The following is a 12,835-nucleotide window of genomic DNA, read 5'->3' as shown; positions in this document are numbered from 1 at the left end:
ATGGATCCCTCCGGCATTTTTTCCACCAGTTATGCGCGCGACCGCGCGCTGATCCGTACGCGCGCCCAATGGGTCACCCTGGGACTGTTCATCGCAATTCTCCTGTTCCTCCCCTGGTTCGCCTCGGCGCGTCTGGTAGCCGTAGCCAACCTGATGCTGGTCACGTCCATCGTGGTGGTCGGGCTGCAGATCACCACCGGCTACGCCGGGCAAATCAACCTGGGCCAGGCCGCCTTCATGGGCGTCGGCGCCTACGCCGCCAGCGTGGTCGAGGTCAAGGCCGGGCTGCCGTTCTGGGTGGCGGTGCCGGTGGCGGGCCTGGTAGCGGCGCTGGCCGGCTGGTTGTTTGGCATGACGGCGGCGCGCATCAAGGGCTTTTACCTCGCGCTGACCACCATCGCGGCCCAGTTCATCTTTCACTTCATTGTGCTGAATCTGCCTTCAGCCTGGCTCGGCGGCGTGAATGGCTTCAGCCTGGAGCCGGCGCGGATGGGCACATTTTTGTTCAACACCGACCGCTCGCTGTACTACCTGTTTCTTGTCGTCACCATGGTGATGGTCATCGGCGCTTTCGGTATCCTGCGCAGCCGCCACGGGCGCGCCTTTGTCGCCGTGCGCGACGACGATGTGGCCGCCGGCATGATGGGCGTTGACGTGGCCGGCGCCAAGTCGCGCGCCTTCGTGCTCGGCGCTTTTTACGCTGGCATCGGTGGTGCCCTGTGGGCCTACCAGGTGCGCTTCGTCTCGGTCGATCAGTTCACGCTGTTCAACTCGATCTGGTTCATTGCCATGATGATCGTCGGCGGGCTCGGCTCGATCGTCGGGGCACTGATAGGCACCGTGCTCATCCGTGGTGTGCAGGAAACCATCACCAGCCTCGGGCCCGACCTGGTCGAGCGCATCCCCAGCCTGAGCAGCGACCTGATCTTCGCCAGCATGAATGTGTTTCTCGGCCTCATCATCACGCTGTTCCTGCTGCTTGAACCGAAAGGCCTGATGCACCGCTGGAACATCCTGAAAACCAACTACCGGCTCTGGCCGTTTCACCACTGAGCCCGCCCGGCACAGCGAGTCGCAATCCCCCGCCCCTTTTCCTCACCACCACCACAATTGGAGACAAGCATGCAACGCAATACCTTTCTCAAACTCACGGCCGCCCTGGCCTCTGGTCTGCTGCTGAATGCGCCCGCCCATGCGCAATCGACGACGATCAACGTGGCCGCCTTTGCCGACTTCGCCGGCCCCTACGCCAACGTCATGTCCCAGATGCAGGGCGGGCGACTCGCAGTGATCGAGTGGTGGAACAAGGAAGTCGGCAGCAAACTCAACGTGCAGATCGTCGTCAAAACCTTCGACACCCGCTACGACGTGGCGCAAACCGCCAGCCTGTGGCCCGGCATCAAGGCCGAAGTCAAACCCGCGATCCTGCTCGGCCTCGGTGGCCCGGATGCCGCCGCGTTGCAGCAGCGCTTGCCGGAAGACAAGATTCCCATGGTCATGGCCACCGCCACCTACGGCTTCGGCTGGAAACCCAACCAATGGGCCCTGAACCTGCGCCCCACCTACGCCCACGAGGCGGGCGGATTCCTGGAATGGTTCCGCACCACCAAACTCGATGGCAAGCGCCCTGTCAAGGTGGCGATCATCACCTCCGAAGCCACCCCCGCTTATGCCGACATGGCCAAGGGCCTGCAAAGCTACACCAAGGCCAACCCGGACAAAGCCACCTTCGTCGAGGCGATCTGGACCGAAGTGCAACCGGCCGACCTGACCCTGGCGGTGCGTCGCCTGGTCAATGCTGGCACCGATGTGATCGTGATCCAGACCAACACCGCCCAGGCCGTGGCCACCAAACGTGCGCTGCAGGCGCTGGGCAAAAACGTCCCGATCATGCTCTCGCTGCACAACGGCGTGGTGGGATCATCTAAGGCACTGGGCGACCCGAATGGCTTTGCCGGTGATTTCGAAGTGGGCGCCATCGCCGATGCCAGCGAAGACGACACGACCGCACGCAAGTTCTACAGCATGTTGCAGGAAAAGCATGGCCTGAAATCGGGCTGGAATGCCATGACCATCATGGGCCTGGGCCAAAGCGTCGTGGCAGTGCGCGCGATTGAGGCCACCATCAAGGCCAAGGGTGCCGGCAAAGTCACTGGCGAAGCGGTGCGCGAGACCTTGATGAACAGCCAGTTCACCAGCAACGACCTGATGGGCATACTGCCAGGCGTGGACTTCAGCAACGACACCCCCTTTCCCACCGGCACCGCCAAGGTCAACATCGCGACCATGAAGGACGGCAAGGTCGTTCGGGCTGCAGCCGATGTGAACGTGCCAGTGGTGCCTAAATGGTGAATTCAGCCATTGCTGCAGCACCGGATCAACGGACCACGCCCCATGCGGCTGCCGATCCGGCGGTGCTGACTCTATCCAACGTTGAGGTGTTGTATGCCGAGGTGATCCTGGCGCTCAAGGGCGTGTCGATGAAGGTCCCCGAAGGCGGGTGCGTGGCGCTGCTGGGCGCCAACGGCGCAGGTAAGAGCACCACCCTGAAAGCCATCTCCGGCGTCATTGACTCGGAAGATGGCCGCGTCTCGGGCGGGTCGATCACCTTCGACGGCCGACCGATTCAGGGGCACGATCCGGCGACCGTGGTGCGCGGTGGTCTGGTTCATGTGATGGAAGGGCGGCGCGTGCTGCAGCACATGACGGTCGAGCAAAACCTCATCATCGGCGGCCACATGTTTCCATCGGCGCAGGCGATGCGCCAGGCGATGGACAGCGTGTACGAAGCGATTCCGCGCCTGGCCGAACTGCGAAAACGCACGGCCGGCTATCTGTCGGGCGGCGAGCAGCAGATGCTGGTGATCGGGCGCGCAATCATGGCCGAGCCCAAACTCATGCTGATCGACGAGCCGTCACTCGGGCTGGCGCCGCGCATGGTCGAGGAAGTCTTCAGCGTGCTGCGCCACCTGCGTGAGCAGGGGCTGTCGCTGCTCATCGTCGAGCAAAACACACGCGTCGCCCTGGAGATCGCCGACTATGGTTATGTCATGGAGAGCGGTCGCATCGTGCTGGAGGGGCAGGCCCAGGAACTCCGCGACAACGAGGATGTGCGCGAGTTTTATCTCGGCCTGGACCGCGAGGGGGTGCGCAAGAGCTTTCGCGAGGTAAAGCACTACAAGCGACGCAAGCGCTGGTTGGGGTAGCAGTCGGTTGGCTGGTGGTTTTAGTTCGGTTTGAGGAGCAACAACAAATGAGTGGTCCCTTGCAAGGTTTGAAAGTGATCGAGTTCGGCGGCATTGGCCCCGGACCGTTCTGCGCAATGTTGCTGTCCGACATGGGCGCCGACGTGATCCGCCTGGATCGCAAGGCCGACAAGGGAAAAGACCGCGGAGATGGCACCTTCCTTGCCAGTGGGCGGCGCAGCGTGTTGCACCGCGGTCGCCGTTCGGTGGCGGTCGACCTGAAGTCGCCCGCAGACGTGCAGCGGGTGCTGGCACTTGTCGACGGGGCCGACGCGATCATTGAAGGTTTTCGCCCGGGCGTGATGGAGCGGCTGGGTTTGGGCCCAGACGTGCTGCTGGCACGCCACCCACGACTCGTCTACGGGCGCATGACCGGCTGGGGCCAGGACGGCCCGCTCGCGCAGGCCGCCGGTCATGACATCAACTACATCGCGCTGTCGGGCGCGCTCAGCATGATTGGCCGCTCGGACGGCGGGCCAGTAGCGCCGCCGGCGATGGTCGGCGACCTGGGCGGCGGCGGCATGATGCTTGCCTTTGGCATCGTTTGCGCTTTGCTTGAAGCGCGCACCTCTGGCCGTGGTCAGGTGGTCGATGCTGCGATCACCGACGGCGCGGCGCTGCTGACCTCCATCGTCTGCGACCTCAAAGCGCTGGGAATGTGGAAGAATGAACGGCAGGCCAATCTGTTGGATGGCGGATCGCATTTCTACGACACCTATGAGTGCGCTGACGGGAAATGGATCTCGATCGCATCACTGGAACCCCAATTCTATGTGTTGCTGCTGGAGAAGCTAGGCATCAACGATCCCGAGTTTCAACGGCAACGCGATCCGGCCGTCTGGCCGACGCTCAAACGCCAGATCGCCGACATCTTCCGCATCCAGCCGAGAGCGCACTGGTGTGCGTTGCTGGAAGGGACCGACGTGTGCTTTGCACCGGTGCTGACTCTGGAAGAGGCTGCACATCATCCACACAACAGTGCGCGCGGCACTTTCTTTGAGCGAGACGGCGTGCTCCAACCTTCACCGGCACCGAGGTTCAGCCGGACGGTGACTGATCGCCCAAGCCCCGCGCCGTTCATTGGCGAACACGACGACGAACTCTTGTAGTCGAAGAATGGTGGGGGCTGGGGAAAATGGACCACAGGCATTCGACGCAGTTTCAGCCCGACCAAATCGAACGCATCAACCGCGAGCTGAAAATCCTTCCGCCGCCCGATGATCATTTGCATTGAGCCGCAGTGCTTTGCCGGGCGGTCTCCGCCGAGCACCGATCAGACCGCTTTGACCAGTGACTTGGTGTAGATGCGGTAGGTGCCGATGCCGCGCGACACGATGTCTCCGTCGAGTGCGTCGAGCGTGACCTTCACCGACACATAGGCCACCGTCTTGCCGATGTGGTCAGGCGTTGCCGATGCAAACAGGATTCCTGTGCCGACCGCACGCATGAAATCCACAGTGAGCGTGACCGTTACCGACGACTGGATGAGCTGGCCGCTGCCCGGGATCGGCCGGTCGATCAGGGTTCTGCCCCCGACCGCATCGAGCAAGGTCAGGGGCACGCCGCCGTGGAGCACGCCGTGGGGGTTGAGGTGGTCGCGCCGGATCGGCAGCCGGAAATACAGGCCGCGCTCGTTGTGCAGGATGTCGTACCCGACGAGCTGCTGAAAAGGCCCGTGGGAGTACGTTGCCGACGGAAGAGGAGGCTGCGAGGTCACTCTTGATCGACCTTGAAGTAGTCGGGCTTTCCGGCTGGCCAGAACTCGCCCCACAGCAGCATCCCGCCTTCGACGTTGAGCACCTCGCCGGTGATGAACTTGCCCGAGGGTGCGGCGAGGTAGACCACCGCCTCCGCGATGTCCTGCACGTCGCCGGCCCGTTTCATCGGATTGCACGAGTAGAAAGTGGAAACGTTTTCCTCGCGGTAGTTGTTGAAACCGTTGCTCTCGATGGCGCCTGCGCCAATGCAGTTCAGGCGGATGCCGTGCTCTGCCCACTCGATGGCCAGCGTGCGGGACAGCGCAATGACGCCCGCGCGCGAGGCGGTGGTGTGCGCCATGCCCGTGAGGCCGCGGTCGATGGCGGCGGTGATGTTGACGATGTTGCCGGGCCGGCCTTGCTCCACCCAGCGCCTGGCCGCGCCCTGCATCATGTACCAGCTGCCATTGAGGTTGGTGTCGATCACCGCGTTCCAGCCCTTGACGTTGAAGTCCATCGCATGGGCGGCAAACTGGCCGCCAGCGTTGTTGACCAGCACGTCGACGCCGCCCAAACGTTCCCACACGGCACTGAGCATGGCGTCCACCTGCTCGGGGTCGCGGATGGTCATCGGGTAGGTGATTACCTCACGGCCCGACAGCGCGCGCAGTTTTTCGGCGCAGTCCTCGAGTTTGTCGGCCTTGCGCCCGCAGATGGCGAGCGTGGCACCCAGCCGCGCGAACAGGAAGGCAATCGCCTTGCCGATGCCACTGCCGGCGCCCGACACCAGCACCACTTTGCCGGCGAAAAGGTCGTCGCGATATACCGTCGGGAGTGCGGCCAGGGCCTCGTCGCCCGGGCCGAACTTGGGGTGTTGCGAGTCAGCCGAATTCATGTGTTCACCTTGAAGTAATCGGGTTTGGCGATGGTCCAGACTTCGCCCCAGAGCACGCCGCCGCCATCCACCGTGAGCAGTTCGCCGGTGACGAACTTGCCGCTGGGCGCGCTGAGGTAGACCGCGGCCTCGGCCACGTCCTGCACGTCACCGACATGTTTCATCGGGTTGGCTCCGGCGAAGGCCTTCACCGCCTCGGGGGAGTACTGACGAAAGCCGGTGCTGGCGATCGCTCCAGGCGCTATGCAATTGACGCGGATGCCATGCTGCGCCCACTCCACTGCAACAGTTTTAGACAGGTGAGTCACCGCGGCGCGCGCAGCGCAGGTGTGCGCCACGCCCGGCATGCCCCGCTGGAAGGTGGCGACGATGTTGACGATGTTGCCCCGCGTGCCGGTGCCCTGCCAGCGGCGCGCCATCGCATGCATCATGTACCAGGTTCCGTTCAGGTTGGTGTCGATCACCGCCTTCCAGCCCTTGACGCTGTAGTCCAGCGCCCGCTGCGGGAATTGCCCGCCGGCGTTGTTGACGAGCACGTCGATGCGTCCGAAGTGCAGCCAGGCCACGTCGATCAACTGTTCCACCTGCTCGGGATCACGGATCGTCATGGGGTGCACCAGCACATCAGGGCTGCCGAGCCGGCGCAGCCATTCGGCGCAGCTCTCTAGCTTGGCTGGGTCGCGCCCGCAGATGACCAGCTTGGCGCCCAGGCGCGCGTACAGGAAGGCGATGGCTTTGCCGATGCCGCTGCCGGCGCCGCTGACCATCACCACCTGGCCTTCGAAGAGTCCGCTCTGGTAGACGGTGGGGCGGGTTGCGAGGGCTTCATCGTCGAAGCCGAAGGTGGTGTCTTCTGTCATGTTGTCCCTTCAGAATCGGAAAATTCCGTAGTGCGGGTCGGCGATCGGGGCGTGTGCGGCGGCTGAGAGTGCCATGCCCAGTGCGTTGCGGGTGTCAGTGGGCGCCAGCAGACCGTCGTCCCACAAGCGCGAGGTGGCAAAGTAGGCGTTGGATTCGCGTTCGGCCTTTTCGTACACGCGCTGGCGCAATTGCGCCATCTCGGCCTCATCGGGCGTGTGGCCCTTGCGGCGCAACTGGGCGATTTTCACGTCGGCGAAGGTGTTGGCGGCCTGATCGGGGCCCATCACCCCCATGTGCACGTTCGGCCAGGCCCAGATCATCCGTGGATCCCACGCCCGTCCGCACATGCCGTAATAGCCCGCACCGAAAGCTGCGCTGGTGATGACGGTGAACTTGGGCACCTCGCTGCCAGCCTGCGCCATCAACATCTTGGCGCCGTCCTTGGTGATGCCTTCCATTTCGTAGTTGCGGCCGATCATGTAGCCGGTGGTGTTTTGAAGAAACACGAGCGGTGTACGGTTCTGATTGCACAGCGAGATGAAGTGCGCCGCTTTCTTGGAACTGTCGCTGAACAACACGCCGTTGTTGGCGAGGATGCCCACGCGGTACCCCCAGATGTAGGCGTAGCCGCAGATCAGCGTGGTGCCATAAGCGGGTTGGTATTCGTGGAAGCGGCTGCCGTCGACGATGCGGGCAATGAGTTCGCGCTGGTCAAACTGCACCCGGTGGTCGGGCGAGACGATGCCCAGCATTTCGTCGGGGTCGTAGTAGGGTGGCTCGGCATCGCGTTCTGGCAGGTAGCTTTTCGTCGCGGGCTTGAACTGCGCAACGATCTCGCGGCAAATCGCGATGGCGTGGGCCTCATTGTCAGCCGGGTAGTCGACCGTGCCGGATACCTGGGTGTGTAAATCACAGCCTCCGATCTCGTCGGCGGTGTGCTCCTCACCGGTGGCGGCCTTCACGAGCGGTGGCCCGCCGAGGAACACGCCGCCGGTGCCACGCACGATGATGCTGTAATCGCACAGCGCCGGGATGTAGGCACCGCCGGCGGTGCAGTTGCCGAACACCATCGCGACCTGCGGCACGCCGGCCTTGGACAGCAGGCATTGGTTGCGGAACACCCGGCCACCCTCGATGTACACGCCTGACAGTTCTTCAAGGAAGGCGCCGCCGCTGTCGCACAAATGCAGGACCGGCAACTGGTTCTCCAGCGCGATGTCCAGCAGTCGTGCCAGCTTGCGTGGCGTGAGCGTGTACCAGACACCGCCCTTGACGCTGGAATCGTCGGCGTGGATCAGCACCTCGCGGCCACTGACCACGCCCAGGCCAGTGACCACGTTGGCACCCGGGACCTCGCCGTTGTAGTCCTCGCAGGCAGCCAGCGCCGAGAACTCAAGAAAGGGCGTACCGGGATCTAGTAGCAGGTCCAGCCGTTCACGTACCAGTAATTTGCCCTGCGCGCGCACGCGCTTGATCTCATGCGGCGGACGTTGGTGGCGCGTGATTTCCATGCGCTCGCGAAAATTCGCGACGATGGCGCTCATGGCTTGATGGTTTCGCCGGAACGCTTCGGATGCGGTGTCGATGCGGGAGTCGATGCGTTTCATCAATCGGTTCTCAGGGGTCTTGCAGCGTCACGAGGGTGGACTTGAGAGCGAAGGTGTTGCCAACGGCAAAGTACACAGTCTTGACCCGGGCGTCGCGCGGTGCCGTCAGCGTGGTTTCCAGCTTCATGCTTTCGATCACGATGAGCGGTTGGCCCGTGTGCACGGCATCGCCGGCTGCCACATGAACCGCGATCACCGTGCCGGGCATTGGCGCCTGCAGCAAGTCGGAAGCGGCACCGGCCCGGTCGCCGCCGGAGGCTGCGCTGAGATCGATCACCTCGACTTCAAGGGCACCGGTGGCCGCACTGTGCACGAATCGACTGTCGCCTTGCGCGGCGATCCAGACGGCTTGCGGGCGCTGATCCACGGTGACCCGCCAACGGCCATCAGGCAGCGTCTTCCCCTGCATCTCGAATTTGCGTTCGCCATGGCTGACGTGGAACACGCCATTCGCTCCACGTGTTACCACGAGGTCATGGACCTTGCCATTGATGACATAGCGGCGGCGCATCGTCAATTCCTCCAGGGTCCCATGGCGGCGTGCATCGCGGGAATGGAGTGAACGGCGCGCAACAGTTCGCGGTCGGCGAGCACCGCCGATGCCAGTACCAGGTCGATGTCATCGGGGGTGAGAGACTCGCGCAGCTCGTCGGCGCAGCGTGCCAGCATGCCGGTGTCGGCCTGCCCAGCACGGAACTCGGCATGGCGCAGTACCCGCGTGAGGTAGCGTGCGTTGGTGGTCAGACCCAACAGCACCGATTGCTCAAGCGCCAGGATGGAGCGTTCGATAGCCTGTGCACGCGTGTTTCCATGGCAAATAATTTTGGCGATCATGGGGTCAAATGCGGCAGTTACCGCCTGTCCTTCGCGCACGCCGGCATCAACCCGCACGCCGGAACCAGAGGGTGGTCGCCAGCACAGGATGTCACCGGTGGAGGGGCGAAAATCATGCTCGGCGTCTTCGGCGTAAAGCCTGCATTCGATGGCGTGACCAAGCTGCACGATGTCCGCCTGGGTGTAGCCGAGCGGCTCACCCTGGGCGACGCGTACCTGTTCGCGAACGAGGTCAAAGCCCGTCACCATTTCGGTGACCGGGTGTTCGACCTGCAGACGCGTGTTCATCTCAAGAAAGTAAAACTCGCCACCGGCGCCGTAGATGAACTCCACGGTGCCGGCGCCGCGATAGTTGGCGGCGCGGGCAATGCCGGCTGCGGCTTCGCAAATATCGTGGCGCTGCACCGGTGAAAGGGCCGGGGAGGGGGTTTCTTCAATGATTTTCTGGAAGCGTCGCTGCACTGAACATTCACGCTCCCAGAAATGCACCAACTGGCCATGCGCGTCGCCCATCACCTGCACCTCGATGTGCCGCGGGCGCTCCACATAGCGCTCGACAAACAGCCGACCGTCGCCAAAATAGCGCTCACCTTCGCGCCGTGCGGTCTCGATCTCGCGATCCAACACGGCGAGGTCACGCACGATGCGCATGCCCTTGCCGCCACCGCCGGCTGAAGGCTTGATCAGCAGCGGCGCGCCGAGCGCCCTGGCGCGCTCGACGAAGCTGGCCGGGTCATCGTCCTCGATGGCGCTCGGTGCCACCGGAAAGCCGCGTTGGGCGACGAAGCTGCGCGCGCGCACCTTGTCGCCCATCAGTTCGATGCTGTCCGGACGCGGGCCAATGAAGACGATGCCAGCAGCTTCCAGCGCACGCGCAAACGCCGCGTTTTCAGACAGGAAGCCGTAACCGGGATGCAGCGCCTGTGCCCCAATGCGCCGACACGCTTCAACCAACTGCGCGATATCGAGGTAGGCCGCCACGGGCGTCAAGCCGTGCAATTCGACCGACTCGTCAGCCTCCAGCACGGCCGGGCTATCGGCGTCCACCGCGTGGTGGGCCACCACGGTGGCGAGCCCCATGCCCTTGAGTGTGTGCAGGATCCGCAGCGCGATCTCGCCACGGTTGGCGATCAGAACTTTTTGAAACACGGGCGGAACCAGTTGTACGGCGGGTGACGAACGGCGTCTGGTGTCAATCGAGCACGGGGATGGGTTCGGACACGCGCTCGAAGCGGGAGTTTTTGGCGTCCGAGCGCAACACGAGCACGCTGCTCGGCGAGTGCCGGTCATTGGGGCCGAAACTGATGGGAGAAGCCAGCCCATCGGTGCTGAAGTTCTTGGTTGTCTCCAGCTTCTCGACGACACAGGCGCGGGTCAGCGCCTTGCCACAGCGGCGGATCGCGTCTTCCATTAGCAGCGCACCGACGTAGGCTGTGATCGAATAGCGGTTGAGCGACTTCAACTCGTCGGCTGACAGATATTTCTGTGCCAACCCCATGAACTTGGCCATGCCTGGCACCGACAGGTCGGTCAGAGGCGGGACATAGTCTGCGACGAAGTAGCCGTCGCCCGCGGCACCGGCGAGCGCCTGAACAGGGGTCAGGTGGGCCGAATGCACGGCAAGGAAGGTCAGCGACATCTGGTTTTTAGCGGATTCCTTCATCAGCATCGAATGCTCGGCTACCACGCCGCCCGACGCGAGAAAGGTCGCTCCCACCTGCTTCAGACTCAGCATCTCAGCCGAGAAGTCCTTGGTGCCACGCTTGAAGGAGATCTCGGACACGCTGTTAAGCCCCAGATCCTTGATCGCCTTCTGGTAGCCGCAACGCACGTCGCTGCCAAACTCGTCATCCTGATAGACCAGCGCAAACTTCTCCTTTTGCAACTTCTTGCTAGCGACCATGTTTTTCATGGCGGAGCTCAACTCCTGACAATAGGTTGGCCCGATCACAAATACCGTTTTGTTCGGTGGAGTGAAGTGCGCTGCTGCCACGGCCATCGCGTTGATAGTTGGCAAGCCTTGCTCGTTGATGTAGGGCAGCATGGCTTGCAGCATCGCTGAGCCCGAGGTGCCGATGAGGCCGAAGATGCCTTCCACGTCGACCAGTCGCTTGACGCCTTGCACAGCACGCTGAGGCACATAGCCGTCATCTTCCTGGCGAATTTCCACCTTGCGGCCGTTGATGCCACCACGGGCGTTGACATCCTGCTCCCATACCCGCAAGGCAAGCATGTGGGCCTTGCCCAGCAGGCTAGGTGGGCCGCTGACGGGCGTCACCGAGCCGAGGACGATTTTGGCGTCGGTCACACCGGGGTCGGCAGCAGCGGCGGTCGTGGCCGTCAGGCTGATAACCATGCTGAGCAGACTGGTGGCGGCATATCGAAAGTATTTGCGTGTCATGAAAAGGCACTCTTGGTTGAGTAATGGGGGAGGGGCTGGTGGCACGTCGTCTTGATTACTTGGAACTCAGAAATTCAGAGGCTCGCTCGAATTTCCCGGCGCTGGCATTCGCCTTGAGCAAAATGGGGCGGGTCCCCGACTGTCGAATATTGGGCCCGAAGGTCAATGGGGCCATGATGCCGTCGCTGGTGAAATTTTTGGTCTGCTCGAGCTTTTCGACCACGCAGGCACGTGTGAGGTTTTTGGCACATGCGTTGAGCGCTGATTCGAGCAACTGGACACCTACATAGGCGGTCAATGAATACCGGTTCATGTCCTTGACCTCATTGGCTGAAAAATATTTGTAGGTCAGTGCGGTGAGTTTGCCAATGCCCTGTGTTTGTATGTCGGTCACTGGAGGCACATACTCGGCGACGTACACGCCGTCTGCTGCCGGGCCGGCCAGGGCCAGTACCGCAGGCAGATGCGAAGGGTGAGCGGCCAGGCGCACGGCTTGCATCTGGTTCTTCGCGATCTCTTTGAGCATGGCGGCGGTTTCGGTGATGATGCCGCCGGTCAGCACGAAGGTGGCGCCGGCGCGCTGCACGCTCAACACCTCGGCGGAAAAATCCTTCGCCCCGCGTTTGTAGGCAACTTCGATGCTGCTTTTCAAGCCGAGCTCTTTCAGGGCCTGTTCGTAGCCGCATTTGACGTCGGTGCCGTAATCGTCTTCCTGGAAGATCAGGCCGAACTTCGATCCCTGCAGCTTCTGGGATGTGACCAGATGCTTCATGCTGGCAGAGACCTCCTGGCAGTAAGTTGCCCCGATATTGAACAGCGTCTTGTGCGGTGGGTTGAAGTGGGCGCTGTTGACGGCGATATGGTTGATGGCGGGAATTTTCTGCTCGTCGATGATGGGCAGCATGGCCAGCAACTGCGACGAGCCGGAGGTGCCGATCAATGCAAAGATCTGTTCGACATCAATCAGTTTTTTCAGACCCTGGACAGCGCGCTGCGGCACATAGCCGTCGTCCTCAATGCGAATGTCGACTTTGCGTCCGCCGATGCCGCCGCGCGAATTGACGTCCTGCTCCCAAACTTTCAGGGTCGTGGCAATGGCCTTGCCAATGATGCTGGGCGGGCCGCTCAGCGGGATGACCGCGCCAAGCACGAGTTTCTCGTTCGTGACCCCGGGATCTGCCGCCAGTGCGCTGCCGAAGGTCAGTGCGGCGAGGGCGCCGAGGCAAAAGCGCTGGGTCAGCTTCGGTAGTGTTCGCATCGCAGGTCTCCTATGGAATAAGCAGCGCGTGTGCTGC

The 12,835-nt window shown here is 62.7% G+C and carries 12 protein-coding genes; 4 read left to right on the top strand and 8 right to left on the bottom strand.

Annotated features, from left to right (window positions below; translation table 11 throughout):
- From CAP37_RS14305 to CAP37_RS14290, 4 genes are all read left to right on the top strand, one after another.
- Complete coding sequence (locus CAP37_RS14305) at positions 1-1,053, top strand: branched-chain amino acid ABC transporter permease (protein ID WP_056278306.1); 1,053 nt, start codon at positions 1-3, stop codon at positions 1,051-1,053.
- Positions 1,054-1,122: 69 nt separating this feature from the next.
- The gene (locus CAP37_RS14300; RefSeq protein ID WP_056278303.1) at positions 1,123-2,352 is read left to right on the top strand and encodes an ABC transporter substrate-binding protein; all 1,230 of its coding nucleotides are present in this window, start codon (positions 1,123-1,125) and stop codon (positions 2,350-2,352) included.
- Positions 2,346-3,206: an ABC transporter ATP-binding protein gene (locus CAP37_RS14295; protein WP_086124714.1), complete on the top strand. Its 861-nt coding sequence runs from the start codon at positions 2,346-2,348 to the stop codon at positions 3,204-3,206. The genes CAP37_RS14300 and CAP37_RS14295 overlap by 7 nt, the downstream gene beginning before the upstream one ends.
- A 47-nt stretch (positions 3,207-3,253) precedes the next feature.
- Entirely contained in the window at positions 3,254-4,354 is a 1,101-nt protein-coding gene (locus tag CAP37_RS14290) for a CaiB/BaiF CoA-transferase family protein (RefSeq protein ID WP_056278300.1), read from the top strand.
- 164 nt (positions 4,355-4,518) lie between these two features.
- Here CAP37_RS14290 and CAP37_RS14285 read toward each other — a convergent pair whose 3' ends face one another.
- Genes CAP37_RS14285 through CAP37_RS14250 form a run of 8 tightly spaced genes read right to left on the bottom strand, consistent with a single transcriptional unit; the run spans position 4,519 to position 12,798 of the window.
- Complete coding sequence (locus CAP37_RS14285; protein WP_056278297.1) at positions 4,519-4,962, bottom strand: PaaI family thioesterase; 444 nt, start codon at positions 4,960-4,962, stop codon at positions 4,519-4,521.
- Positions 4,959-5,837, bottom strand: a complete 879-nt coding sequence (locus CAP37_RS14280) for an SDR family oxidoreductase (RefSeq protein ID WP_056278294.1) — start codon at positions 5,835-5,837, stop codon at positions 4,959-4,961. Before CAP37_RS14280 ends, CAP37_RS14285 begins: the two co-directional genes overlap by 4 nt.
- Positions 5,834-6,697: an SDR family oxidoreductase gene (locus CAP37_RS14275; protein WP_008905438.1), complete on the bottom strand. Its 864-nt coding sequence runs from the start codon at positions 6,695-6,697 to the stop codon at positions 5,834-5,836. Before CAP37_RS14275 ends, CAP37_RS14280 begins: the two co-directional genes overlap by 4 nt.
- Positions 6,698-6,706: 9 nt before the next feature.
- Positions 6,707-8,305 (bottom strand): acyl-CoA carboxylase subunit beta, encoded by a 1,599-nt coding sequence (locus tag CAP37_RS14270; protein WP_086124713.1) that lies wholly within the window; start codon positions 8,303-8,305, stop codon positions 6,707-6,709.
- A gap of 10 nt (positions 8,306-8,315) precedes the next feature.
- Positions 8,316-8,816: a biotin/lipoyl-containing protein gene (locus CAP37_RS14265; RefSeq protein WP_056278288.1), complete on the bottom strand. Its 501-nt coding sequence runs from the start codon at positions 8,814-8,816 to the stop codon at positions 8,316-8,318.
- 2 nt (positions 8,817-8,818) lie between these two features.
- On the bottom strand, positions 8,819-10,288 hold the full coding sequence (locus CAP37_RS14260) for an acetyl/propionyl/methylcrotonyl-CoA carboxylase subunit alpha (protein ID WP_086124712.1): 1,470 nt from the start codon (positions 10,286-10,288) through the stop codon (positions 8,819-8,821).
- 43 nt (positions 10,289-10,331) lie between these two features.
- Entirely contained in the window at positions 10,332-11,540 is a 1,209-nt protein-coding gene (locus CAP37_RS14255) for an ABC transporter substrate-binding protein (protein WP_056278283.1), read from the bottom strand.
- Positions 11,541-11,595: 55 nt separating this feature from the next.
- The gene (locus CAP37_RS14250) at positions 11,596-12,798 is read right to left on the bottom strand and encodes an ABC transporter substrate-binding protein (RefSeq protein WP_056278280.1); all 1,203 of its coding nucleotides are present in this window, start codon (positions 12,796-12,798) and stop codon (positions 11,596-11,598) included.
- Positions 12,799-12,835: the final 37 nt, after the last annotated feature.

The organism is Hydrogenophaga sp. IBVHS1 (assembly GCF_002127265.1).
GTDB lineage: Bacteria > Pseudomonadota > Gammaproteobacteria > Burkholderiales > Burkholderiaceae_C > Hydrogenophaga.
This window is presented reverse-complemented; position numbering and strand designations above follow the sequence as displayed.